The sequence below is a fragment of the Helicobacter pylori FD535 genome, from assembly GCF_000296015.2.
GTDB lineage: Bacteria > Campylobacterota > Campylobacteria > Campylobacterales > Helicobacteraceae > Helicobacter > Helicobacter pylori_CT.
In genome coordinates this window covers 77,873-103,012 of sequence record NZ_AKHP02000067.1, presented here as the reverse complement: position 1 = coordinate 103,012, position 25,140 = coordinate 77,873, and the positions used below count along the sequence as shown (strand labels likewise).

General features: G+C 38.5%; 22 protein-coding genes. 10 read left to right on the top strand and 12 right to left on the bottom strand.

The window, feature by feature from the left end:
* Positions 1-33: 33 nt before the first annotated feature.
* The 7 genes from DV63_RS17030 to DV63_RS17000 form a co-directional block, all read right to left on the bottom strand.
* Complete coding sequence (locus DV63_RS17030) at positions 34-1,320, bottom strand: MFS transporter (protein WP_001069541.1); 1,287 nt, start codon at positions 1,318-1,320, stop codon at positions 34-36.
* A gap of 259 nt (positions 1,321-1,579) precedes the next feature.
* The gene (locus tag DV63_RS17025; protein ID WP_000837257.1) at positions 1,580-4,138 is read right to left on the bottom strand and encodes a DNA translocase FtsK; all 2,559 of its coding nucleotides are present in this window, start codon (positions 4,136-4,138) and stop codon (positions 1,580-1,582) included.
* Complete coding sequence (gene addB / locus DV63_RS17020) at positions 4,135-6,447, bottom strand: ATP-dependent deoxyribonuclease AddB (protein ID WP_001047453.1); 2,313 nt, start codon at positions 6,445-6,447, stop codon at positions 4,135-4,137. Before addB ends, DV63_RS17025 begins: the two co-directional genes overlap by 4 nt.
* A complete protein-coding gene (tkt, locus tag DV63_RS17015; RefSeq protein WP_001239906.1) occupies positions 6,444-8,369 on the bottom strand; it encodes a transketolase in 1,926 nt (641 codons plus the stop codon). Before tkt ends, addB begins: the two co-directional genes overlap by 4 nt.
* A gap of 46 nt (positions 8,370-8,415) precedes the next feature.
* Positions 8,416-9,258 carry a bifunctional riboflavin kinase/FAD synthetase gene (locus DV63_RS17010; protein ID WP_000931573.1) on the bottom strand — a complete coding sequence of 281 codons (843 nt, stop codon included), beginning with the start codon at positions 9,256-9,258 and terminating at the stop codon, positions 8,416-8,418.
* Positions 9,224-9,931: a 23S rRNA (cytidine-2'-O)-methyltransferase TlyA gene (gene tlyA / locus DV63_RS17005; protein WP_001235180.1), complete on the bottom strand. Its 708-nt coding sequence runs from the start codon at positions 9,929-9,931 to the stop codon at positions 9,224-9,226. Before tlyA ends, DV63_RS17010 begins: the two co-directional genes overlap by 35 nt.
* On the bottom strand, positions 9,931-10,446 hold the full coding sequence (locus tag DV63_RS17000; RefSeq protein ID WP_000523541.1) for a hypothetical protein: 516 nt from the start codon (positions 10,444-10,446) through the stop codon (positions 9,931-9,933). The genes tlyA and DV63_RS17000 overlap by 1 nt, the downstream gene beginning before the upstream one ends.
* 66 nt (positions 10,447-10,512) lie before the next feature.
* Between DV63_RS17000 and pyrB the strand changes: the two genes are divergently transcribed.
* The 8 genes from pyrB to DV63_RS16960 all read left to right on the top strand — a co-directional run bounded on the left by pyrB (position 10,513) and on the right by DV63_RS16960 (position 19,148).
* Positions 10,513-11,436, top strand: a complete 924-nt coding sequence (pyrB, locus tag DV63_RS16995; RefSeq protein ID WP_001124606.1) for an aspartate carbamoyltransferase — start codon at positions 10,513-10,515, stop codon at positions 11,434-11,436.
* 307 nt (positions 11,437-11,743) lie between these two features.
* The gene (gene hofB / locus DV63_RS16990; RefSeq protein ID WP_000798592.1) at positions 11,744-13,183 is read left to right on the top strand and encodes an outer membrane beta-barrel protein HofB; all 1,440 of its coding nucleotides are present in this window, start codon (positions 11,744-11,746) and stop codon (positions 13,181-13,183) included.
* 91 nt (positions 13,184-13,274) lie between these two features.
* The gene (locus DV63_RS16985; protein WP_000764954.1) at positions 13,275-14,930 is read left to right on the top strand and encodes an ABC transporter ATP-binding protein; all 1,656 of its coding nucleotides are present in this window, start codon (positions 13,275-13,277) and stop codon (positions 14,928-14,930) included.
* Positions 14,924-15,547, top strand: a complete 624-nt coding sequence (locus DV63_RS16980; protein ID WP_000946691.1) for a hypothetical protein — start codon at positions 14,924-14,926, stop codon at positions 15,545-15,547. Before DV63_RS16985 ends, DV63_RS16980 begins: the two co-directional genes overlap by 7 nt.
* A 3-nt stretch (positions 15,548-15,550) precedes the next feature.
* Positions 15,551-16,120 carry a restriction endonuclease gene (locus DV63_RS16975; RefSeq protein WP_000724659.1) on the top strand — a complete coding sequence of 190 codons (570 nt, stop codon included), beginning with the start codon at positions 15,551-15,553 and terminating at the stop codon, positions 16,118-16,120.
* A gap of 110 nt (positions 16,121-16,230) precedes the next feature.
* Entirely contained in the window at positions 16,231-17,409 is a 1,179-nt protein-coding gene (locus DV63_RS16970) for an ATP/GTP phosphatase (protein WP_000616473.1), read from the top strand.
* Between the two features lie 8 nt (positions 17,410-17,417).
* Entirely contained in the window at positions 17,418-18,095 is a 678-nt protein-coding gene (locus DV63_RS16965) for a DUF3226 domain-containing protein (protein ID WP_033636895.1), read from the top strand.
* A gap of 57 nt (positions 18,096-18,152) precedes the next feature.
* Entirely contained in the window at positions 18,153-19,148 is a 996-nt protein-coding gene (locus tag DV63_RS16960; RefSeq protein WP_000780436.1) for a HoxN/HupN/NixA family nickel/cobalt transporter, read from the top strand.
* A 3-nt stretch (positions 19,149-19,151) separates the two neighbouring features.
* On the opposite strand, the gene DV63_RS16955 is transcribed toward DV63_RS16960, so the two are convergent.
* Positions 19,152-19,667: a flagellar FLiS export co-chaperone gene (locus DV63_RS16955; protein ID WP_000353446.1), complete on the bottom strand. Its 516-nt coding sequence runs from the start codon at positions 19,665-19,667 to the stop codon at positions 19,152-19,154.
* Between the two features lie 134 nt (positions 19,668-19,801).
* On the opposite strand from DV63_RS16955, the gene csd4 reads away from it, so the two are divergent.
* Positions 19,802-21,118, top strand: a complete 1,317-nt coding sequence (gene csd4 / locus DV63_RS16950; protein WP_000725373.1) for a DL-carboxypeptidase Csd4 — start codon at positions 19,802-19,804, stop codon at positions 21,116-21,118.
* A gap of 233 nt (positions 21,119-21,351) precedes the next feature.
* Entirely contained in the window at positions 21,352-21,609 is a 258-nt protein-coding gene (locus DV63_RS18735; protein WP_017179845.1) for a hypothetical protein, read from the top strand.
* A 148-nt stretch (positions 21,610-21,757) separates the two neighbouring features.
* Here the strand turns inward: DV63_RS18735 and copP are convergent, their stop codons facing one another.
* The 4 genes from copP to DV63_RS16925 are packed head-to-tail and all read right to left on the bottom strand — an operon-like array spanning position 21,758 to position 25,138.
* Complete coding sequence (copP, locus tag DV63_RS16940; protein ID WP_000648272.1) at positions 21,758-21,958, bottom strand: copper-binding metallochaperone CopP; 201 nt, start codon at positions 21,956-21,958, stop codon at positions 21,758-21,760.
* The gene (gene copA / locus DV63_RS16935) at positions 21,959-24,184 is read right to left on the bottom strand and encodes a copper-translocating P-type ATPase CopA (protein WP_000665023.1); all 2,226 of its coding nucleotides are present in this window, start codon (positions 24,182-24,184) and stop codon (positions 21,959-21,961) included. It lies immediately after the preceding gene.
* Positions 24,181-24,894, bottom strand: a complete 714-nt coding sequence (gene pssA / locus DV63_RS16930; protein WP_001122231.1) for a CDP-diacylglycerol--serine O-phosphatidyltransferase — start codon at positions 24,892-24,894, stop codon at positions 24,181-24,183. Before pssA ends, copA begins: the two co-directional genes overlap by 4 nt.
* A complete protein-coding gene (locus DV63_RS16925) occupies positions 24,884-25,138 on the bottom strand; it encodes a hypothetical protein (RefSeq protein WP_001203114.1) in 255 nt (84 codons plus the stop codon). Before DV63_RS16925 ends, pssA begins: the two co-directional genes overlap by 11 nt.
* Positions 25,139-25,140: the final 2 nt, after the last annotated feature.

The window sequence follows — 25,140 nt, the reverse complement described above, 5'->3', positions numbered from 1 at the left end:
AAATTATAGCAAAAATTAAATCAAAACCATGATTTATTCCAAATAGGTTTTTTTAGGGAATATGATAACCATAACCATAAAGATAACAATACTCAACATGACATAGCCTACAAACCCCCATTCAAAACCATGTTGTTTGAATTGCAACGCTACATAACTCGCGCTCCCTCCAAAAAGCGCATTCGCAATTGCATAGGCCAAACCCACGCCAAGCGCTCGCACATGTTCAGGGAACAATTCCGCTTTAATGACCCCAGCAATGCAAGTGTAAAAACTCATCGTGCTCAAGGCAAGTATTTCGTAAAATAGGGCTTCATACACGCCAGTGGCATGCTTGATGCCATAAAAGACAACGGGCGTTACAATAAGCCCTGCTATAGCAAAAACTATCAGCATTTGGGTGCGTTTGATTTTATCCGCAAGCATCCCGCATAAGGGTTGTAAGAAGATGAAATAAGAGAGCGCTAAAAGCATGATAAAACTGCTTTCTTTAGGGCTGAATGATGAGCTGTTGGTTAAAAAGATTTTTAAATACACCGTAAAAGTATAAAAACACAAACTCCCTCCCATAGTCAGCCCAAAAACTATCATTAAGGCTTTTTTATGGTTGAGCAATTCCTTCAAACTGCCTCTTTGGGTTTCTTCTTTAATAGTGGTTTTGGGAGTGGTTTGACTATCCATAGTTTCTTCCATGATATTTCTTAAAAAGAGCGAGAGTAGGGCTAATATACCCCCTAAAGCGAATAAATAACGCCAAGCGAACGCGCTGATTTGCTCATGCGTGTAAATGTTTTCAACGATAAAGAGCGAAAAAATAGCTAAGAGTTGCCCTCCAACTAAAGTTACATATTGAAAAGAGCCATAAAAACCTTTTTTACCATTCTTGCCCAATTCAGAGAGGTAAGTAGCGACCACGCCGTATTCGCCTCCCACGCTAAAGCCCTGTAAAAGCCTGGCTAATAATAAAAACAAGAACGCCCATTCCCCTACGATTTCTTTAGTGGGGAGCAATGCGAGCATGAAAGAGCCTAGCGCCATAAGGATAATGGAGTACACCATAGAAGTTTTACGCCCCTTTTTATCCCCCAATTTACCAAAAAACAAACTCCCCAAAGGGCGCATGAAAAACCCTAGCATGAAAACTAAAAAAGCTGAGATTAGCGCTAGAGTGGGGTCATTGGTGTGGGTAAATTCCTTAGCAAAATAAGGGGCAAGGAACGCGTAAGCGTAAAAGTCATACCATTCCACTAAATTACCGGAACTAGCGGCTAAAAGGGATTTTAAGGGTTTTTTGGTGGCTGGTTGGGTTTGGGGGTTCATGGCTATCCTTGAATATGAAATTTTTAGGTAATTTTACTAGGAGTTAGGGAAACCACAGATAATATTTGATTAACAGATGAAAGGTTGGTATCGTTTGTATCATTGAGAAAAGTTTTTGTTTTTAATGAAGGATTGATAATAAAGTCTAAAAAATGTGCACAGGCATTTTTAAAATCAATTATAAAGAGCTTGCAAAAAGCAAGCGGTAACTTTTTAAAAATTAAAAATAATGTTTGCCAATATTCAATGGAAACAAAGCCTAAAAGTTTTGCAAAATCTCTCTGTTGCCTTTGGCGTTTCTTGGGGATAAAAAGCCTTGAGCCTCTAATTCGTCCGTAATGGTAGCGGCTTGGTTGTAGCCGATTTTTAATTGGCGTTGTAAAAAACTCGTAGAAGTGATCTTTTTTTCTAAAATCACCGCTTTAGCCCTTTCTAGAATGTCATCGCCTTGATAATTAGGGGTGTCTAAAGGCATGCGCGATTCTTCTAGCAAGAAATCTTTATCGTATTGCACCTCTTTTTGGGCTTTAATAAAATCCACGATTTTTTTGATCTCATCTTCAGTGGCAAAGGGGGCATGCAAGCGCACTAGCCCGTTCGCTCCTGGGGGGGTAAAGAGCATATCGCCCCTTCCTAACAAGCTTTGCGCCCCATCGGTGTCTAAAATCACTTTAGAATCAATCTTAGTGCCTACCCTAAAACTCACCCTTGAAGGCAAGTTGGTTTTGATTAGGCCGGTTACGACATCCACGCTCGGGCGTTGGGTCGCTACAATGAGGTGTAAGCCGCTCGCTCGCCCCATTTGAGCGATTCTGGCGATAGGAAACTCCGCTTCTTTGCCCCCTGTCATCATCAAATCCGCTAATTCATCAATCACCACAATCAAATAGGGGAACGCTTCAACGCCGTTACTTGGGGCTTGTTCATTATAAGAATCAATGGTTTTAACCTTGTATTCGCTCATTAAAGAATACCGGCGTTCCATTTCTTTAGCCACGCTTTGCAAAGCCCCAATAGCTTTTTTAGGGTCGGTGATAATGGGCGTGAGTAAATGAGGGATGTCCGCATAAATGCTAAATTCTACCATTTTGGGATCGATCATCACTAATTTGAGTTGATCAGGGGGGTTTTTATAAAGTAAGGATAAAATCATCGCATTCACGCCCACGCTCTTACCGCTTCCTGTCGTGCCGGCGATGAGCAAGTGGGGGAGCTTTTTTAAATCCGTGATGAAAGGGTTACCCACAATGTCTTTGCCTAAAGCCAGAGTTAAGGGCGAGCTGGATTTTTGAAACAATTCGCTCTCTAAAATTTCTCTTAAATAAATAATTTGGCTTTGGCTGTTAGGGATTTCAATGCCAACGACATCTTTACCCTTAATAGGGGCTTGAATGCGAATGGATTCCGCGCATAAAGTCATCGCTAAATCATCGCTCAAGCCTAAAATACGGCTCACCTTAACATTAGGGGCTGGGCGGAATTCAAAAGTGGTTACAATAGGGCCTGAATAAGTGCGGATAATATCGCCATCAATTTTAAAGGTGCGCAGTTTGCTCAATAAATCCTGGATTTTTTGGTCAATCTCGTTTTCGTCTAAAGAAGTGTCCTTCAAACAAACCGCATTCAATAATTGCGTTGTGGGAAGCTCATAATCTTTGGGTTTTTGCACTTCACCATAATCCAATCCGTCTAATATCTCTTTATTTTCGCTCAATTCTTTAACCATAACGGGTTTTTTAGCGTTTGTGGGGGTTAGTGGGCTAAAGCTTGGAGCGTGTTGCACCTCTTTTTCTTCTTCTTTTATATTTTCTTTTATCATTTCTTCTTGCGCGTTTTCTTGTGGGCTTTCTTCTTTTTTAGGGTGGTTTGGGGCTTTGTGGTTTTGTGTTTTGTTGTCATTTTCTGTGTTGGGTGCAGGTGCGGGCATGATGGGTGCTGATATGATAGGTTTGGGCGTGGTGGGTGTAAGAGTTTCTTGTTTAGGCGTGGGTTCTCTTTCTTTAGTTTCTTGTTTAATCTCTTTTAAAGTGGGGTTAGTGGGGTTGGATAAATCATCAAATCGGTTTTTTTTAGGGTAAATGGTGTAATGGGTAGGAGAATGGGAGGAAATTTGGACTAAGCCTTCTTGTGGCTTTAGATCGTTTAAAGTCGTGTTATAGGGGGTAGGGATCGCCAGAAACGATTCTTTATTAGGGGTTTTGTGGTTTTCATCAATAGGGTTTTCTTTGAGGTTTTCTTTTTCTTTGTCGTTTTTGGTTTCTTTTTTTTGAATATCTGATGGGGCGTTTTCAAAACCCTCTTTTTTTGGGCTAAAATTAGGGCTAAAGGCTTGTAAGCATTGTTGATAAACCTCTTTTAAAAGGTTTTGTGTTTTATTCATATAAGGATAAAAAACGCTTTTAGGGGGCAGTTTGAATAAAATCAAATAAGAAATAACTGCCATAAGCATTATCAGCGCATAAAGCCCAAAGTCCCCTATAAAAGGGCGTAAAAACAAACGCACGCTGTTACCGATCTCCCCTTGATTCAACAGGCTAGATTGCAAAAAGAGTAAAGATAAAATGCCAAGCAGATGCCCTAAAGTTTTTTCTAAAACGATTTCTGTAAAAGGATTTTTAGTCCTGTATAAAAGGAATAAAACCCACGCTAAATAGGGTAAATTAACCCATGAAAGATACCCAAAATATTTTTTATTGATTGCGGCAAACCACACCCCAAAACGCCCCACTAAACCGCTATTACCTAGCCATGAAGATAGGGTTAAAAACGCTAATAAAACCCCTATGATTAAAGCTAAATAAAGTTTTTTAGATTTCATCGGTTGCACATGTCTTTAAAAGAGCAATATTCACAATCTTTAGCCTCTAAAGTTTTTTCAAAAACCATTTCTTGTTTGAGCTTAGGGATAAGAGAATATTCCAAATAATGCATTTTAGCCTGCAAAATAGGCCCTTCTTCTTCTAGTAACTCGCCCTTTCTTAAATCATAAAAAAAGGCTTTTATAGGCTCTTTGTAGCCCAGATTTTTAAGGGCAAACGCATAGATGGCCATTTGATAATCGGTGCTGATTTGAGCGATTTCTATGGGGCTTAAGCCCCCTCTTTTCAAATCGTTTTTGAATTTGTAATCCAATAAAATAACCTCATTGTCAGCCGTTTTGTCAATCCTGTCTATGCGCCCTTTAAACGCAACGCCTTGAATGGTCGTTTCAAAGCTTTTTTCAAGATCAAGGATTTTGATTTTTGCCTTAAAGCGTTCTTTTTCTTTAAGATAAAAAGCCTGGATTTTTTTGAGCGCTATAAGAGTGTCTAAACGCTCTTTAGGGGTAATGTTTTCTCTTGTTTCTAAGAGCTGAATGAGTCTCTCTTCTAACGCATAGGGGTTTTTATCTTTTTCATAAGCTTCTTTTAAAAGTTCATGGAGCAAACTGCCCACAGTGCTATTATTTTCGTCTTTAGGGCTTTCTTTGAAGCGCTTAATGTAGTGGTAGTAGAAACGGCGCTTGCAAGTTAAAAAAGCGTTCAATGAGCTAGCGCTAAAGCTAAAATCTTTAGGGATAGCGGCTTTGATTTCTTCTTCTTGGTAGTCTTTTAAAGGACTTGGTGCAAAAAGCGTGTAAGCGTCTTTGATAGGCTCTATAGGCAAATCTAATTCCAAAAGCATGTTAGAAACTTTTGAAGTTTCGCTCTCTATATAAGAAAGCGCCATTTCTTTAGAGTTTTTAAAGAGCTGGTAGTAATAATGTTTTTGCAAATTTTTCTTATCTAATAAAGTGGGGAGGTTGAGCGATTTTCTTAAAGCAGAGTTCAAAAACAAATCGCAATCTTTAAAGCTTGGCACGCAAGTTTCATTGAAATCCACGATAACGATTTTATCAAATTGCATGCCCCTTGTTTCTAAAGTGTCCATGACTCGTATTTTGCCCCCGCTAGAATCGTCTAAACGGAAATTGGCTTCAAATTCTTGCAAATACAAATGCAACAAATCTTTAAGGCTGTAGTTTTTAAGCGTGTCTTTTAAAAGATGATACTGGTGCATGATTTGAGAATGCGCTTCTTTCAATGGCGCTTTTTCTTTAGAGCCTTGTTGTTCTAAAAGCGCGAGCGTGAGGTTTTCCAAATCCAATAAAGGCGATGCGCTCAAATCAAAACCGCTTGTTTCTAAATCTTCTAAGATTTTGACAAGCTCTGTATAATAAGGGCTGTTTTTAGCCCCTAAACCCATAGCGAAATTCAAATTGTTGTTTTTGTCTAAGAGTTTTAAAAAAGGTAAAAAATCCGCATTAGGCGTGATGATCGCCATTTTATTAGGGTCGTTATCTTGTTGCAAATACTCTTCTATGGTTTGTAAAACTAAAGCACTTTGTTTTAAATAACTGGAGTTGGCATAAAGCTTTGGCTCTATTTTTTGATCATTGAAAGTTTGAGAAAGGATCTTTTGGGTTTTAAAATCAATGGAATAATCGCAATCTGTTTCTAATTTGAGATTCAAAAATTCCAAAAATTTTTGGTTGTATTTGTCGCAAGATAGGTGTAAAGTGATAGGCACTAACTCGGCCACTTCTAACAGGCATTGCCTTTCAAAAACGCTCATAAAGCCGTCTAAATGCCATTCAATGGAGGAAAAATGCTCAAAAAATTCTTTTAAAATGGTGGGTTTTTCTTGCATGATTTTGTCATAAAAGCCTAATTCTTTTAGTTTTTTAATGTAGCGCTTATAAATCATTTCTAAGACTTCTAAATGCTTTTCATAATCCAAATAAATGTCTTTAGAAGAAAGTTCATTGAGCTTGATACAAGCAGAGCTTAACTCATCAAACAAATCAAACAAAAAAGAAGTGCTTTCCAAATACCCCAAAAAGCTGTTTTCAAAAAGCAAAAGCCCTTCAAGAATGGATTTTTTTTCTTTAGCGATAGCTTTAATGGTGTCTATCATTAAAATTTGGCGCACGTTGTTAGGGATTTTCTTTTTATTAGGGATGTAAAAAGCCTGTTCAAAAAAACTCCCCATGCTCATTGCGTTAGGCAAAAACCCTTCGCCTTGCTCTAAATAGAAATGTTTTAAACGCCTGGTGGAGCTAAAAACAAACAAGGGGGTTTTTTCTAAAAAAAGTTTTTCTAAGTTCATGCGTTGAGCAACCTTTTAGCTTGAGTGGTGGTGTTTTCAACGCTAAAGCCAAATTTTTCAAAGAGTTTATCGCCCTTTGCTGAGCTCCCAAAAGAATCCATGCCAATGATTTTATCCGCAAAACGATACCACTCTATCGCGCGGCTCGCTTCAATCGCTAAAACTTTACCCTTAAAGAGTTCTTTAAGATAGCTTTCTTCTTGCTCTATCAATAAATCAAAGCACGGCACGCTCACCACTTGAGTGGGGATATTTTCTCGCTCTAAAATTTTAGCGCTCTCTAAAGCTAAAGACACTTCGCTTCCGCTCGCAACCAGCGTGATAACGGGATCTTTAGAATGGTGTTTAACATACGCCCCTTTTAAAACCTGCTCTTTAGAGACCTCATCAAGCACGGGTAAATTTTGGCGCGATAAAATAAGCCCGCTAGGAGCGTTCAAACTTAACGCTACTTGCATGCAAGCGGTGTTTTCAAAAGCGTCGCTAGGTCTGAAAGCATAGAAATTGGGCAAAGCGCGCAAATGGCTCAACTGCTCTATAGGCTGGTGCGTGGCCCCATCTTCACCCACGCCAATGCTGTCATGCGTAAAGATAAAAAGGGCTTTTAGTTTCATTAAAGCGCTCAAACGGATGCTAGGCATCAAATAATCGCTAAACACAAAAAAGGTCGCGCAAAAAGGCACAAACAAACCATACGCCGCTAAAGCGTTAGTGATAGCCCCCATGGCATGCTCTCTGATCCCAAAATGCAAGTTTTGCCCTAAAGGGAAATCGCCAGAGTGTTTTAACTGCGTGTTATTAGATGGGGCTAGATCCGCACTCCCCCCTAAAAAGCCCTCGCATTCCTTAGCGATAGCGTTTAAAATCATGCCGTTACTCACTCTCGTGGCTAGAGATTCGCCTTTTTTAAAGGTGGGGTAATGGATGGCGCTAAAATCAAAATCCTTTAACGCATGGATTTTTTCTTTTGCTTTAGGGCTTAAGGATTTTTCCCATAAGGCTTCTAAACTAGCGCCTCTAACTTTCACTTCTTCAAAATGCATTTTGTTTTTTGGGCTAATAATAAAGCTTTCATTAGGATTGATTTGAGCGCTTTCTTTGGATTGTTTTAACACTTCTTTGTTTAAAGGCGAGCCATGCGTTTTTTCACTCCCTTCTAAGCCAATAGCCCCCTTACCAATAATCGTATGAGCGATTAAAAGCGTGGGTTTGGTGGATTTTTTGGCTTCTTCTAAAGCGTTATGAATCGCTTGATAGTCATGCCCATCGCATTCTAGCACTTCCCAATTTTGCGCTAAAAAACGCGTTTTAACCTGTTCGCTAAAACTAATATTAATAGCGCCTTCAATGCTGATCTGGTTGCTGTCATAAATCACAATGAGGTTATCAAGGCGAAGGTGTCCGGCTAAAGAAGCGCTCTCATAACTAATGCCTTCTTGCAAATCCCCATCCCCACACAAGCAATAGACTTTATGAGAAATGGCTTCTTTGTCTAAAAGGTTTTGAGCGTATTGACTCGCCATGCTAAAGCCCACAGCGTTAGCAAAACCTTGCCCCAAAGGGCCTGTTGTAACCTCAATGCCTTCGGTGTGGTGCAATTCGGGGTGTCCTGGGGTTTTAGAGTGTAATTGCCTGAAACGCTTTAAATCTTCTAAGCTCAAATCAAAGCCCCACAAATGCAACAAACTATACGCTAACGCGCTCGCATGCCCTCCGCTAAAAACCAGCCTGTCCCTGTTGAGCCATTTAGGGTTTGTGGGGTTAAGGTTTAAATGCAAGCTTAAAACCACCATCACATCAGCTAACCCCAAGCACACGCCCGGATGCCCGCTATTAGCCTTATCTATCATGTCCACACACAAAAAGCGCAGCGTGTTGGCCATGCTTTTTAATCGTTCTAAGTCAGCGTTACTCAATCGCATCAAATTTTTCCATTTTTAAGGTTTTTAAAAGCCATTTTAACACAAATTATCTCAAAATCTCTTTGGCTCTTAAGATGTCTTGTTGGATCTGATTTTTAAGCTCTTTTAACGAAGAAAAGTGCATGTTGTCTCGTATTTTTTGAACCAAACGCAAAGCGATTTCTTTGGGAGGGTTTTCTATGATGGTATCAAGGACATGGCATTCTATGGCGAAATGCTGATCCGTGCTTAAGCGGTTGCCTATAAAACTCACGCTTTTTTGATAAATTGGATCTTTTATTTTCACTAAACTCGCATACACCCCAAAACTAGGGAGGATAAAATCTTTAGTTTTGATGTTTAAAGTAGGCGCTAATTCTTTATGCCCTAAGCCTTGATCGCTAATGACTTCCCCGCACACTTCATAAGGCCTGCCTAAGAGCTTGTTGGCTAAAGATAAGTCGCCATGACTTAGGGCTAGTTTGATGGTTTTAGAATGCACGCTGATCTCTTTTATTTTCACTTCAGGCACAATAATGGTTTTTTCAAAACGCTCTTTTAAAAATAAAGCGTCATTTTTTCTCTCATGCCCAAACCTAAAGTCATAGCCTACGACCAGGCGTTCTAAATGGGGGAATTTCTTTTTTAAAAGATCTAAAAATTCTAAAGCGTTTAATCGCGAAATCTCTTCTAAATACACAAAAAATAAAGGCATGCCCACGAGTTTAGCGCGGTATTTTAGGGGGGTTAAATAGCCTTTAGTGTAATGTTTTTTTTCTATGATTAAAAGGGCTTTGGGATCTTTTAATTCTTTAAAAAGGGCTTGATGCCCTAAATGCAAGCCGTCAAATTTGCCGATAGCCAGGCTTTTAATCTCAGGCTCGCTTGAAATGGATAAAAAATTCAACATTCCCGTTTTTCCCTTTCACTAAGCTTTCTTGGATCTTTAAGATTTGAAAATCCTTTGTTTTTAAATGGTTTTTAAAGTTTTCTAAAGCGTTTAAAATGGCTTCTTTATCCACCACCACCCCCTTTTTATTGCGTTTTGTCGCTCTGCCCACTTCAAATTGCGGTTTGAAAAGCGCCAAAAATTCACCGCTTAAAGGCAAAATCGCTTCTAAAATACAATATAAAGAAATAAAGCTCACATCACAAAGCACTAAATCAATTGTTTCTGGCGTTTTAAACCCTCTAATATCGCATTCTTCATAACATTCTATGCGCTTGTCTTGTTTCAAACTCTCATCTAATTGCATTTTCCCCACATCCACGCAAAGCACCTTTTTAGCCCCTTTTAAAAGAGCCACTTCACTAAAGCCCCCTTTGCTCGCTCCCACATCTAAAACCACCTTTCCCTTAAAATCCACGAAATGGGTTTCTAAAAAAGCCGCTAATTTTTCCCCAGCCCTGCTAACGAACAGATTTGTAGCGATGAGTTCAATCTTATCGTCCTCTTTAACCATAAAAGAGGGTTTAGAAACCACCATTTTATTGACTAAAACCTGATTTTTTAAAACCAACGCTTTAGCTTTTTCTCTGCTGCCCACTAAATGCTGGTTGAATAAAGCGTAATCTAAGCGCATTAAAATTGAGGTAAGGGGACTTGATAAGAGAAATTAAAAACAATCTTGCCTAAACTATAGGCATCAAGCTCTAGTTTGGCTTCTTGCACCGCTAAATAATCCAATTTGTCAAAAGCGAGTAAAAAAGCTCTGCTCCACCTGTTCGTGGTTTCTAAAATGCCATCAAATTCATCTTTTGTGATTTCTCGCACCCATAAAGGCTCTTTTCCTATAGGTTTTGTGCCAAAAAGTTCATAAGAAATATAGCCATCGTCTATCCAGTCGTTATTTTGCGTGAAAATCTCCACTAAAAAATACTCATGGTCATAGTAAGTGCCGCTATCCACATCGTTTAAATGCGTAGCGATAGCCGTGATGATAGGCACATTATTTTGGGTGATTTCGCCTTTCCTGCTGGCTTGGATCTTTTTTTCTAAAACTAAGTCTAGCGTGTAGGTGTCTTCATTGAAATTGCTCACACACCCTAAACAAAAGAATAAAAACACCAGAAGTGTTGAGAGATTTTTCAAGCCCATTCCTTGCTAAAACCCATGCCATTTTTAGCTAAAATAAAACCGATATTATAACTAAAAGGGGGTTTTATGCCAAAAAAATGCCGACACTTGCTCCAAACCAGCGATTTAAGCCTAGATGAAATCAAGCTTTTATTGAACAAAGCGAGCGTTTATGCGAACGATTTTAACGCCGTATCTTTAGAAATAAAAGAAAAAATGCACAATAAAATCATCGTGGCTTTATTTTTTGAAAATTCCACCCGAACGGTGTCTAGTTTTGAAATCGCAAGCCTAAGGTTGGGGGCAAAAATAGTGAAATTAAACATGCAAACAAGCTCCACTTCAAAGGGTGAAACTTTGATAGACACTTTTAAAAATATCCATGCCATGCAGCCTGACGCTATCATCACACGGCATGCTTTTTCAAGCGCGCCTTTTAAATTAGCCGAATTTTCACAATGCCCCTTAATTAACGCAGGAAGCGGCGTAAGCGCTCATCCTACCCAAGCGTTATTAGACTTGCTCACCCTTTATCGGCATTTTGGCAGTTTGGAAAATCTAAAAGGGAAGAAAATCGCTTTCATCGGCGATGTGAAAAATTCCAGAGTGGCTAACAGCAACATTAAATTGCTCCAAAGACTAGGGCTTGAGATCATGCTGTGCGCCCCAAGCTCCATGCTCCCTAGCGTTTCTTTAAAAACGACGCACAACATTGAAGAAGCGATAGGATTTGCAGACATTTTAATGAGTTTGAGGACCCAAACCGAACGGCACAACGCGCCCATTTTTGCGAGCTTGAAAGATTATGGCAATGCTTATTGCATCACCCAAAAACGCCTAGAAGCTCACGCTAAAAATAAAGAGGTGATTATTTTACACCCAGGCCCGGTGCATAGGGATATTGATATAGAAAGCGCGGTGTTAGAAGATAAGCGATCTAAAGTTTTAGAGCAAGTCAAAAATGGCGTGGCGATGCGCATGGCGGTGTTGGAGTTTTTGCTATTAGATTAAGCATCAAACTTAAAAAATGCTTTTTGGCATTTTTTGCAATCAATATAAGAACTTTCATAAGAACTTTCGTATGAAGAAAATGGGTTTGGTTATAAAACAGCGCAAAAATCCCACTTTGATCAGATTTTGATTTACTTTATCTCATTTTATTATGAAACTAAAAAAATTTCGTTATAATCTAAAATAGTTGGGTTAATTAAAAATAAATAAATAGCTTGATTACGCTTCTTTGTTTTTAGATCAGTTAAGAATTGTATAGTCTTTAAGTCATAATCTTTAAGATGTATTGGCTATTAAAAGGAAAAAAATGAAAAATAGCACGCCTTTAAAGAATAAAGTTTTTTGTGGGTTATATGTTTTAAGTTTGAGCGCTTCTTTGCAAGCGTTTGATTATAAAATTGAAGTTTCAGCGGAGTCCTTTTCTAAAGTTGGCTTTAATAAAAAAAAGATTGATATAGCTAGGGGGATTTATCCTACAGAGACTTTTGTAACCGCTGTAGGGCAGGGCAATATCTATGCGGATTTTTTATCCAAAGGTCTTAAAGATCAAGGGCATGTTTTAGAGGGAAAAGTCGGTGGCACGCTAGGAGGGGTCGCTTATGATAGCACGAAATTCAATCAAGGCGGATCGGTTATTTATAACTACATCGGTTATTGGGATGGCTATTTGGGGGGTAAAAGAGCCTTGCTTGATGGCACGAGTATCCATGAGTGCGCGCTTGGATCTGATGGCAAGGTGATTGATTCTATAGCGTGCGGGAACGCTAGAGCCAATAAAATCCGCCGTAATTACTTGATGAATAACGCTTTTTTAGAATACCGCTATAAAGATATTTTTTTAGCTAAAGGAGGGCGTTATCAATCTAATGCTCCTTATATGAGCGGTTACACGCAAGGTTTTGAAATCAGCGCTAAAGTCAAGGATAAAAATGAAGGGAGCCACAAATTATGGTGGTTTAGCTCATGGGGTAGGGCGTTCGCTTATGGGGAGTGGATTTATGATTTTTACTCTCCAAGAACCGTGATTAAAAACGGGCACACTCTAAATTATGGTATCCATTTAGTGGATTACACTTACGAAAGAAAAGGGGTTAGCATCAGCCCTTTTTTCCAATTTTCGCCCGGGACTTATTATAGCCCTGGGGTGGTTGTAGGCTATGATAGTAACCCTAATTTTGATGGCGTGGGCTTTAGATCAGAAACAAAAGCTTATATTTTACTCCCTGTCCATGCCCCCTTAAAAAGGGATACTTATCGTTACGCCATAAAGGCTGGCACCGCTGGGCAAAGCTTGCTTATTAGACAACGATTTGATTACAATGAATTTAATTTTGGGGGAGCGTTTTATAAAGTGTGGAAAAACGCAAACGCTTACATCGGCACGACAGGAAACCCTTTAGGCATTGATTTTTGGACCAATAGCGTTTATGATATAGGGCAAGCCTTAAGCCATGTGGTAACCGCTGATGCCATCTCTGGTTGGGTTTTTGGTGGGGGCGTGCATAAAAAGTGGCTGTGGGGGACTTTATGGCGTTGGACTAGCGGCGCTTTAGCCAATGAAGCGAGCGCGGCTGTTAATGTGGGCTATAAGATCAGTAAGAGTTTGACAGCGAGCGTGAAATTAGAATATTTGGGCGTGATGACGCATGCAGGCTTTACGGTAGGGAGTTACAGGCCCACGCCCGGCTCTAAAGCGCTTTATTCAGACAGGAGCCATTTGATGACAACTCTTATCACTAAATTCTAATCAATCGCTTTAAGCTGTTTATTAAAGCGTTAAAAATCCCTTAATAAAAACACTATAATACGAGTTTAATCAAATCCATAAGGTTAAGCATTTGAAACTCTTTTTCAAGCGTTATTCTAAATATCTTAAAGAGCATTATAAAAGTTTTATAGTGGTTTTATTTTCTTCTTTAGTGGTGGCTTTAAGCACGGCTTGGGGGACTTATTTGGTCAAGCCCACTTTAGATGAAATTTTTATCAATAAAGACACTCACATGCTCAAAATCCTGCCTTTTTTAGTGATTTTGGCGTATTTGGGCAAGAGTGGGGGCATGTATTTAGGCACTTATTTCACTAACTTTATCGGGCTTGATATTGTCAAAAAAATACGCAACACCATGCTAGAAAGCCTTCTCAAAATGGAAATGGATTTTTTTAACAGGACGAAAAAGGGCGAATTGATCGCAAGGATCACCAATGATATCGGTTTGATTAGAGCGAGTTTGTCCAATTACCTTTCAGAGAGCCTAAGAGAGGGGCTAACGATTGTCGGGTTAGTGGGGGTGGTGATCTATCAAAGCCCTAAATTAGCGTTAGTGGGGCTAGTCATCATGCCGCTAGCTGCTATTCCTATCAGTAAAATCATTCGTAAGGTTAAAAAACTTGCTAAATCCCATCAAGAGAGTAACGCCAAAATCACCGCTCGTTTGAGTGAAGTCTTTAACAATGTGGAAGCGATTAAAATCTCTAATGGCGAAAAGTTAGAGCATAAGGCTTTTGTGAAAGAAAATGAAGCGTTTTTTAAAATCGGTATCAAAAACATCGCCGTGGCTGAAATTTCTTCGCCTTTAATGGAGTTTTTAGGCTCTATCGCTATAGCGCTAGTGATTTATTTAGGGGGGAATGAAGTGATTAGAGGCCATATTAGCGTGGGGGCGTTTTTTTCTTTCATTACGGCCCTTTTTATGCTCTATACGCCGATCAAACGCTTAACCAGGATTGTTTCTAATTTTCAAGAAGCCTTAGTCGCTAGCGACAGGATCCATGAGATTTTAGAAAGAGAGCCGGCGATTGTTGATGGGGAATTAACGCTAGATGACGCCATACACACCATAGAATTTAAAAAGGTATGGCTGGCTTATGTGCTAGACAATCAAGAGCGTTATGTTTTAAGCGATATTAGTTTGAAATTCCAACGAAATGAAATCATCGCTTTAAAAGGCGAAAGCGGGAGCGGTAAAAGCTCATTAGTGAATCTGATCTTACGCCTTTATGAGCCAAGCAAGGGTGAAATTTTCATCAATGATCAAAAAATAGAGAGCATCACTCAAAAATCCTTGAGAGAAAAGATTAGCGTTGTCACTCAAAGGGTGTTTATTTTTAACGGGAGCGTGGCTGAAAATGTGGCGTATGGTTTAGAAATTGATGAGGTCAAAATCAAAGAATGCCTAAAAAAAGCTCAAGCCTTAGATTTTGTGGAAAAAATGCCTCATGGGATAGAGAGCGTTTTAGATGAATTTGGCGCTAATCTTAGCGGCGGCCAACGCCAAAGAATCGCCATTGCAAGAGCTTTGTATAAAGACGCTCAAGTTTTAATCTTTGATGAAGCCACTTCCGCTTTGGACAATAACACAGAAGAGAGCATCAAACAAAGCATTTTAGAATTGAAACAAAACCGCTTGATCATTCTTATCTCGCACAACCCAAGCACGCTAAAATTAGCCACTAAGCATGTGAAATTAGAGCATGGGCGTTTGATAGAATGTTAAGGGTTTTAAGCGTTGGTGTTGCTTTTATTTTACTAGGGTGTCAGTTTTTCAACAAAACGACACTCCATTTAAAATATAAAGATTACCCCAAAAATAGCGCTTTAAAAACCGCTTTCACTTTAACCCCCCCTAAAATCTTTTTTAACGCCCGTTTTGTGCCGCCCTTTTACCAAAAAGAATTTAAAAAAGCGCTCACCCAACAAATCGCTTATTTTTTAAAAGATAAAAGCGCTTTTACTCTCAATGTTTCAGGCAATGTTTTTTTTTCTTTTGAAGAGAGTCCTAAAGATTTAAAAGCCGTTAAAGAAAGGCTTAAAAAGACGGTTGAGCCTAACGCTGACCCAAAATCCGTCATGCGTTTTTTAAACCTTCAAGCGAGCTTGATTTTAGAATGCGTCCCGCAAACCACTTGCCCGTTTGACACCCTTTTAATCCCCACCGCTTTCAGCGTGCCTGTTTATTACGCTAATCGTTTGGGTGATAACCCCTCTCTTTTTTCCCAAGAAGACAAATCCTACCATAACGCTTTAATCAAAGCCCTTAATAAGGCTTACTATTCTCTTATGGAGGGTTTAGAAAAGCGTTTGAACGCTATAGAAAATGCAGAGTGGCTTTAAGGCATGAAAAAGATTGTATTTTTCATTTTTGTCATTTTGTTTTCGGTAGGGATTTATTCAGCGTGGCATGTTTTATTGGAAAAAGCCCTAGAATTGCAATTAGTAACCTCAGCTAATGATTTGCTTTTAAAATTGTTGGCAATTCTTAGCGTTTTTTCAATGTTAGTGCTTTTTCAAGGCGTTATTTCTTCGTATAAGAAGCGCCAACTCAAACGCATTTTGCAAAAAATAGACGCCATGAACGGCTTTGAATTTGAAGAATATTCCAAAATCTTTTTCACTTCAAAGGGTTTTGAAGTGAGCATCACACAAAAAAGCGGCGATTATGGAGCGGATTTGATTATAGAAAAAGACGGCATCAAGTGGGCGGTTCAAGCCAAACGCTACTCGCATAAAGTTTCGCCCAAAGCCATTCAGGAGGTGGTCTCTTCTAAAGCTTACTACGCTTGCGAAAAAGCTTGCGTGATCACCAATAGCTATTTCACGCAAGCCGCTCAAAAACTGGCTCAAGCTAACGGAGTGCTTTTGATTGATAGAGACGAATGGATCAAATTTTTGAACAAAAAGAGATGAACCGCTCTCATCAGATCGTTTGTCCTCAAATTCTTTTAAAATGTTGTCGTAATTGCATGCACTATAATGTCAAAATTTAGCGTCAATTTCTGCTTGGATAAAGGGGTTCAATGATTCAGTCTGTTCGCATCAAAAACTTTAAGAATTTTAAGGACACCACAATTGATGGTTTTACCAAGCTTAACATTATCACTGGTGAAAATAATGCGGGAAAGTCTAATTTGTTAGAGGCGTTATATTGTTTAGTGGGAAAATCCATGCACCCATGCACTAATATAATTGAAATTTATGACAATATACGCAAAGAGCCTTTAACGACAGAATCAAAAAACTTGATGTTTTATAATTTAAACACTAACGAAAAAATACAAATTACCACGACTTTAGACAACAATCAAACCTTAGACTTACAAATAAAATTCATAGTCAATGAAAAACAAAAGGTAATAGAGTCGCAAATAATACCCACAGCAGAACAAGTGCAAGCATTCTCACAACTTAAGTTCATTTTTAAAAAAGATAAAGAAGAAATCTATAACGATTATTTAAATATCGCTAGAATTCCCAATTTCCCACCAATTCCTAATCAGTCAAGCTACAACAGGCAATTTAAGAATTTTGAGCCCAACCAATCGCAAAAACTTTTACCCTTTGAAAGCGCTACCATCATAACGCCTAGCGATGTTGCTCGCAAGCGAGATGTTATAAATCCTAATGCCATCCATATTATGAATCCCAATATCATTCAAGCAGTGCGTAAGATTCTTGATGACAATCAACTAGAAAAAAGGCTGAATCAAAGTCTTAACCAATTTGATAAAAACATTCAAGCTATTAGATTTAATGCTAACAACCAACTCAAATTAGAGGTGAAAAATATCAAAGAAAAAGTCCCGCTATCTATGTTTGGCGATGGTTTGATGAAGTATTTTCATATTGTGAGCGCTTTTATTGCCAATAACGCAACAACGATCTATATTGATGAAGTGGAAAATGGCTTGCATTTTTCCCGCATGAGGTTATTGTTAGAAAAGATTATTGATTTTATTAATAATAACAAAGATCGTAATTTGCAAGTGTTTATGACTACCCATAGCCAAGAATTTGTAGAAATTTTAGACCAAGTTATCAAAGAAAAAAAATTTGCCAATCAGACTAAATTGTTTTGCTTAGAAAAAAACAGCAGTTCAATCGTTGCAGAGCCTTATTATGGAGAAAATCTATCTCTTTATTTCAAAAATCATGCCAATCTTTTTGGAGGTAAAGAAAGGTTTAAAGAAAATAATTAAGTAAAAAGATACTTATTTATACAGAAGGAAAAAGTGATAGAAACTTTTTAGGTTGGTATCTTAATTTTTTGAAATGCCAGGATCATTTTGATATGCTTGATATAGAAGGTAAAGATAAGCTCATTTCAGGTGAATTTCCGGAAAAGATTAGAAAAATTTTAAATAATGAACATCAAACATATAAACAAGTGTGCATTATTTTTGATGCAGACAAGAAAGAGAGTCGAGAAAGCGATGCAGGTTTTGATAATAAGCTTAAGCATATTCGTGAAAAATTCAAAGAAAAAAGGATTGATTTTCCAAGAGAACAAATCTTTTTATTCCCTAATAATCAAGATGATGGTGATTTAGAAACCCTATTATTAAAAATTGCTAACCACAAAGAGTTTATAAATTGTTTTGAAGGCTATTTGGATTGTATTAAAAAGACAGAACATTACAAACCGATTAAAAACATAAGAAAAAATAAGTGGTATGCCTATTTAGAAGCACTTGGATTAGAATATCTATATACCAAAAAAAATATTTTTGATAATATAGGAGGTAAAGTAAAGAATGAACATGAAGAAGACTATGAAAAATTAAAAAAAGCCATCAAGTTTGAATCAGAACTTCTCAATCCCCTTAAAAATTTTTTAAGGCAATTTGCAGAAAGTAATCAAAAAATAAATCCTAAAATTTTCTAATTTAACAAAATATATTAAAATTATTCAAAAAGTATTATTTTTACAAAAAGGCGCGCTGTGAAATTGTGGTTTCCTTATTTTTTAGCGATTGTGTTCTTGCATGCATTAGGTTTAGCGTTGCTTTTTATGGCCAATAACGCTTCGTTTTATGCGGCGGCTTCTATGGCTTACATGTTGGGGGCAAAGCATGCCTTTGATGCGGATCACATCGCTTGCATAGACAACACCATAAGAAAGCTCACCCAACAAGGCAAAAACGCCTATGGTGTGGGGTTTTACTTTTCTATGGGTCATTCAAGCGTGGTGATTTTAATGACCATTATCAGCGCGTTTGCGATCGCTTGGGCTAAAGAGCACACGCCGATGCTAGAAGAAATAGGGGGGGTAGTGGGGACTTTAGTTTCTGGGCTTTTTTTGCTCATTATAGGGCTATTGAATGCGATTATTCTCTTAGATTTATTAAAAATATTCAAAAAATCGCATTCTAATGAAAGCCTGAGCCAGCAACAAAATGAAGAGATTGAACGGCTCTTAACGAGTAGGGGCTTACTCAACCGCTTTTTTAAGCCCTTGTTTAATTTCGTTTCCAAGTCGTGGCATATTTATCCTATCGGGTTTCTTTTTGGGCTGGGTTTTGATACCGCTAGCGAAATCGCACTTTTGGCCCTCTCTAGCAGTGCGATTAAAGTGAGTGTGGTGGGCATGCTATCTTTGCCCATTCTTTTTGCCGCTGGCATGAGTTTGTTTGACACTTTAGATGGGGCGTTCATGCTCAAGGCGTATGATTGGGCGTTCAAAACCCCTTTAAGAAAAATCTATTACAATATCTCTATCACGGCCTTAAGCGTGTTTGTCGCACTCTTTATCGGGTTGATTGAGCTTTTTCAAGTCGTTAGCGAGAAACTCCATTTAAAATTTGAAAACCGCCTTTTAAACACCTTACAAAGCCTGGAATTTACAGACTTGGGCTATTACTTGGTGGGCTTATTTGTAATAGCGTTTCTAGGCTCATTCTTTTTATGGAAAATCAAATTTTCTAAATTGGAGAGCTGAATTTTAAGCCCTCAAATTATCGCTTAGCAAATCTTTAAGGCTTTTATTTGAAAAACTTGGCATGAAGGCTTTAGGGTTTGAAAGGCTTTCGCTCAAATAACCTAATAATTCCTTAATTTCGTTTGATTTTTCTTCCAAATAAGCTTGAAACTCGCCAATATTTTCCAATAAATCCAACGGGTTAGCCACAATCATGGAAAAAACTTCATCATGGATTGCAATGTTGAGCTGAGTGTCAAACAAAGGGGAGGCTAAAAACTGGCAATTTTCTACAATTTCTTTCAATTCCTGTTTAATGATAGAAGCTTGCAAAGCGTCTTTATCTTCTAAACCCATGCTCTTATTGAAAAGCTTTTTGCAAGCGATTTGCAAGACTTGTAACGCTCCAACGCTCTCGTTTATATTTTTCATGTCCCTACTGAATTGGGCGATTTGTTGGGATTTTTCTATCGCATTGGTTTTAAAATCGCTTGTTTCCACATCGCCCAAATGCTTTTGAAGAGTTTTTAAAATATCCATAAAAAACCTTTTAAATAGAATTAACCCTCCACAAGCATTTTTCGTTCCTTTTTATGAAAACTTTAAAAAACACCCTTAAAAAGGTTTTTAGGTATAATTAGCGATCTTTTAGTTTCAAATAGTAGAGAGATTGGATGAAAAAAATATGGCTTTTAGTGTGGGGCTTGTGTTCTTTGGTGTTTGCGCATGCGATAGAAACGATAGAAAAAGTCCCTACAAATGTAGAGGATAAAGACAAAGCCCCCCATTTGTTGCTTTTGGCAGGGATTCAAGGCGATGAGCCTGGGGGGTTTAATGCGGCTAATTTGTTTTTGATGCACTATAGCGTTTTAAAAGGCCTGGTTGAAGTGGTTCCGGTATTGAATAAGCCTTCCATGTTAAGAAATCATAGGGGCTTGTATGGGGATATGAACCGCAAATTTGCCGCTTTAGACAAGAATGACCCTGAATACCCCACTATCCAAGAAATCAAATCCTTGATTGCAAAACCAAGCGTGGATGCCGTCTTGCATTTGCATGATGGCGGTGGGTATTACCGCCCTGTTTATATTGATGCGACGCTCAATCCTAAGCGCTGGGGGAATTGCTTCATTATTGATCAAGATGAAGTTAAAGGGGCGAAATTCCCCAATCTGCTTGCTTTCGCAAACAATACGATTGAGAGTATCAACGCCCATTTATTGCACCCCATTGAGGAGTATCATTTAAAAAACACGCGCACCGCGCAAGGCGATACAGAAATGCAAAAAGCCCTAACTTTTTATGCGATCAACCAAAAAAAGAGCGCTTTTGCCAATGAAGCCAGCAAAGAGCTCCCTTTAGTATCAAGGGTGTTTTACCATTTGCAAGCCATTGAGGGCTTACTCAATCAACTCAATATCCCTTTTAAGCGCGATTTTGAGCTTAACCCTAGCAGCGTGCATGCCCTAATCAATGATAAAAGCTTGTGGGCAAAAATCAGCTCTCTGCCTAAAATGCCCCTTTTTAACTTGCGCCCTAGACTCAATCATTTCCCCTTACCCCACAACACTAAAATCCCGCAAATCCCCATAGAGAGCAACGCTTACATTGTAGGGCTAGTCAAAAATAAACAAGAAGTGTTTTTAAAATACGGCAACAAGCTCATGACACGATTATCGCCTTTTTACATAGAGTTTGATCCTTCTTTAGAAGAAGTGGAAATGCAAATTGACAATAAGGATCAAATGGTTAAAATAGGGAGCGTGGTTGAAGTGAAAGAGAGTTTTTGTATCCATGCTATGGATAATATCCGCGCGAATGTGATTGGCTTTAGCGTTTCCAATGAGAGTAAGCCTAATGAAGCGGGTTATACGATTAGACTTAAAGATTTTCAAAAACGCTTTTCACTGGACAAGCAAGAAAGGATCTATCGCATAGAATTTTATAAAAATAATGCGTTTAGCGGGATGATCTTAGTGAAATTTGTGTAGGAATGGATAAACCTTGCCAAAAGATCTCATAGCGTTTTAAGGCAACGCATGATACAACATGACAACCGCCAATAAAGGATAATCATGCCAGACATTAGAAATCTTTATTTATCATTACCTGACTTAACAAATAGGCTATGTAACATAAGCAACAGACTTTACGCCATGCTTTCATCTCATTCTTTTTTAGCAAGGGAACATCGTGTTTTAGAAAGAATGCATGAGATAATCGCATGGATGGCTTAATACAGCGACTAGACAATGACTTAAAAGATGTTGACTCTCGTGTTCGTGTCCCTATTGGATACATAAAGAGCTTATGCAATGTTAGCGATATGAAACCTGATGAGCTATGCGTATTGTTTGTTAAAATCTTTGAACTCATTCGTTCGCGATTCAAAAGCAAACTATCTCGCAATTCCCTTTCTTTTATGGGTGGTGTAATTAAGGGCTTGGATAGGCAGATTTGCATGTATAAAAAAATGAAATGATGCGATAATTTCTTTCTCTTATTGTTATGATAAATCACCATTGAAGGGCGTAAAAACACCCAAACAAACCCAAACATTAAAAGATATAACAACCCTTTTGAATGTTGCTGTCTTTAAACTACTATCTTTATATCACACCACTTTTATATCACACCACTTCTTGCCCAGCATCTAATAAGGCTTCTTTGATTAAATCTTGTGTCGCTGGAGCGTCAAATTCTACAACCACGCTCTTTTTTTCCACGCTCACATCAATAAAGCTCACGCCTTCAATTCCGCCCACAAATTTTTCAATTTTATCCACGCAATGGTTGCAAGTAATGCTTGGCACTTGAAAAGTTGCTTTCATTCAATGATCCTTAATTTTAAAATTCCTTAGCCTTTGGGAGTTTAAGACCACACTCACAGAGCTTAAACTCATCGCTAAACCCGCAATCGCTGGGCTTAACATGATATTAGCCTTATAAAGAACCCCACAAGCTAAAGGGATGAACACGCTATTATAACAAAAAGCCCAAAACAAATTTTCTTTGATATTTTTAATGGTCGCCTGGCTTAATTTAATCGCGCTATAAACCGATTTAATATCGTTATTAAAGCTCACAATATCCGCTGCTTGCACGCTCACATCGCTCCCTTTAGCCATCACCACCGCCACATCGCTCATAGCAAGACTGGGAGCGTCATTCAAGCCATCGCCCACCATCATCACAATCTGCCCTTTTTCCTTAAGCTCTTTAATCTTGTTGAGCTTGTCTTGTGGTTTGGCGTTGCTGATATAGCCATCAATCCCTAATTCCAGCGTGCATTTTTTGACATTTTCCCTATTGTCCCCACTCAAAAGAAGCGTGTTAATGCCTAGATTTTTGATTTGAGCGATATGCTCTTTCACGCCTTTTTTGGGCAAATCTTCTAAAACAAACACCCCTAAAAGCTCGTCTTCTTTTTCACTGATCATTCTACCCACAAACACTAAAATCCCGTTTTCTTTGATTTCTAGCGTATTAATAGGGTTAAAAAACTCGCTATTACCTACTTTAATGATTTTTTTAGCGCCTTGATAATCTACTTTAGCGCTAATGCCAAAACCCGTTTTCACTTTAACTCCGCTCATTTCTTTTAAAGGGGCGTTATGCTCTTTTGCGTATTCTACAATCCCTTTAGCAATGACATGTTCGCTACTCTTTTCAATACTGCCCGCTAAACTCAATAGCTCTAATAATTCTATGTTAGAATGAACGCTTTTAACGACAGGCTTGCCGTTAGTGAGCGTGCCGGTTTTATCAAAAACGATCGTATTGACTAGCCTTGCTTTTTCTAAACTTTTAGCGTCTTTAAAAAATAAGCCTAAAGAACTCGCTTTTTGGTTCGCTACTAAAATACTCATAGGCGTAGCCAATCCTAAAGCGCAAGGGCAAGAAATCACTAAAACCGATACAAACACTTCTAAAGCGATTCCAAAATTCCACCAAAAATCAGGCTTAGGGGCGATGATGAGCCACACCACAAACGCTAAAACCGCAATAGCGATCACGCTTGGCACAAACACGCTTGAAACCTTATCCGCTAAGCGAGAAATCTCTGCCTTTGAGCTTTGAGCGTTATGGATCATTTCTATAATTTGAGACAAGGTGCTGTTTTTGTTATTTTGCGTGGCTTTCATTAAAAAACTCGTGTGGCTGTTGAGTGTCCCTGAAAAGACTTTATCGCCGACTTTTTTATAAACCGGCAACGCTTCACCGCTTAACATGCTCTCATCTAATTCCCCTTCGCCCTCTATGATTTCGCCATCTACTGCAATAGCGCTTCCAGGGAGGACTTTCAAAATATCCCCCACCACAATGCTATCCACTAAAACTTCAATCTGTTGGTTATTTTGCATTTTAAGTGCGGTTTTTGGGGCGTTTTTCATCAAGGCTTGCATAGCGTCTAAAGCCTTGTCTTTAGAAACATTTTCAATGCGTTTGCCCACCATCACAAACATTAAAATCACGCACACGCTTTCAAAATAATAATGCCCATAAGACCACTGATTTGTATAAACGAAATACAATTGCCACAGGCTTGAAATTAAGGCAGCGCTTGTGCCTATGGCGATAAGGCTGCTCATGTTGGGTTGTCTGTGCCATAAGGCTTTAAACCCTTGAATGTAAAAATCCCTCCCCAAATGCATGACAATGAGCGTGCCTATAAGCTGTAAGCAAGCGTTTAAAAAATTACTATGATTGTTAATCGTAAGCAAGCTTTCAGGTAAAAGGCTAGGACTAAGCATCGCTCCCATAGAAAGATACACCACAAAAAGCGTGAAAATAACCGCCAACGCTAATTTAACATTAGGGCTAAAAAATTCTTTTTTTTCTTTTGTTAGAGTTTTTTTAGGGCTATAACCCAGTTTTTCAATGAGTTTAAAAATTTCGTCTAAATTGGTTTCGTTTTCGTTAAATTCAATGTTGGCGCTCTTGTTTAAAAGGCTCACTTCTATTTTTTTCACAAAACTCTTACGCCCTAAAGAGCGTTCAATCCCGCTAGAACACGCCGTGCAAGTCATTCCCTCTATGTAAAAAGATTCTTTCATGCGTTTTTATTTTTATTAAAAATAATTTTTACCATTAAAAAAAGCCACCGAATGATGCCATAAATCAAATACAACCCCATAAACACGCTTAAAGCCTCTAAAGGGCGCACAAACACTAACGATAAAAAAATCAACACTAAGATGAAAAGCTTGAGATTCCACTTGACTTTTTTAAAATTAGGGTAGCGGATATTGCTCACCATAAGCACCCCTAGTAAGACAATAAAGCTTAAAAATAACTTTTCTGTATTCCCTTCTAAAAAATGGTATTTGTTATCCAATAACACACAAAGCACCACCAATACCGCCGCAGCAGGAATAGGGATACCGATGAAAGAATAGGGGTCGCTTGTGTTGGTGCTGATATTGAATCGCGCTAATCGTATCGCTCCAAAAATCACAAACAACGCGCTCACCGCCATGCCTATGCGCCCAAAGTTATACCCCACATAAAAGTAAGTGATTAAGCTTGGGGCCACCCCAAAAGCGATTACATCAGCTAAGGAGTCAAATTCAATGCCAAACTTGCTAGTGGTATTGGTAAGCCTTGCGACACGCCCATCAAGCCCGTCTAAAATAAGACTCACTACCACTAACCAACATGCCATGACAAATTGATAACTGGAAGCGTAAAAAATACTCATCATGCCTAAAAAAATACTGCTAGCGGTAAAAAGATTAGGGAAAAGATAGAGAGGGTTAATAGGCATTAGAGATTCTTTTTAACTTGGCTTTTAGAATGGGAACAAAAACAATTTTAAAATCAATTGCGGGAATAAAAATCTTGCAAGCGTTAAAAAACTTACAAGAAAAGAGCGTTAGGGCAAACGCCTTATAACGCTGTTGGTAAGCATGAGTTTTGAGAAAACAAAATCTAAAAAAAAGCTTTAAACAAACAGAATGTTTATAACAAGGCTTTAAACCCTTATCAAAAATCTGTTTGTAAGCTCGCACTC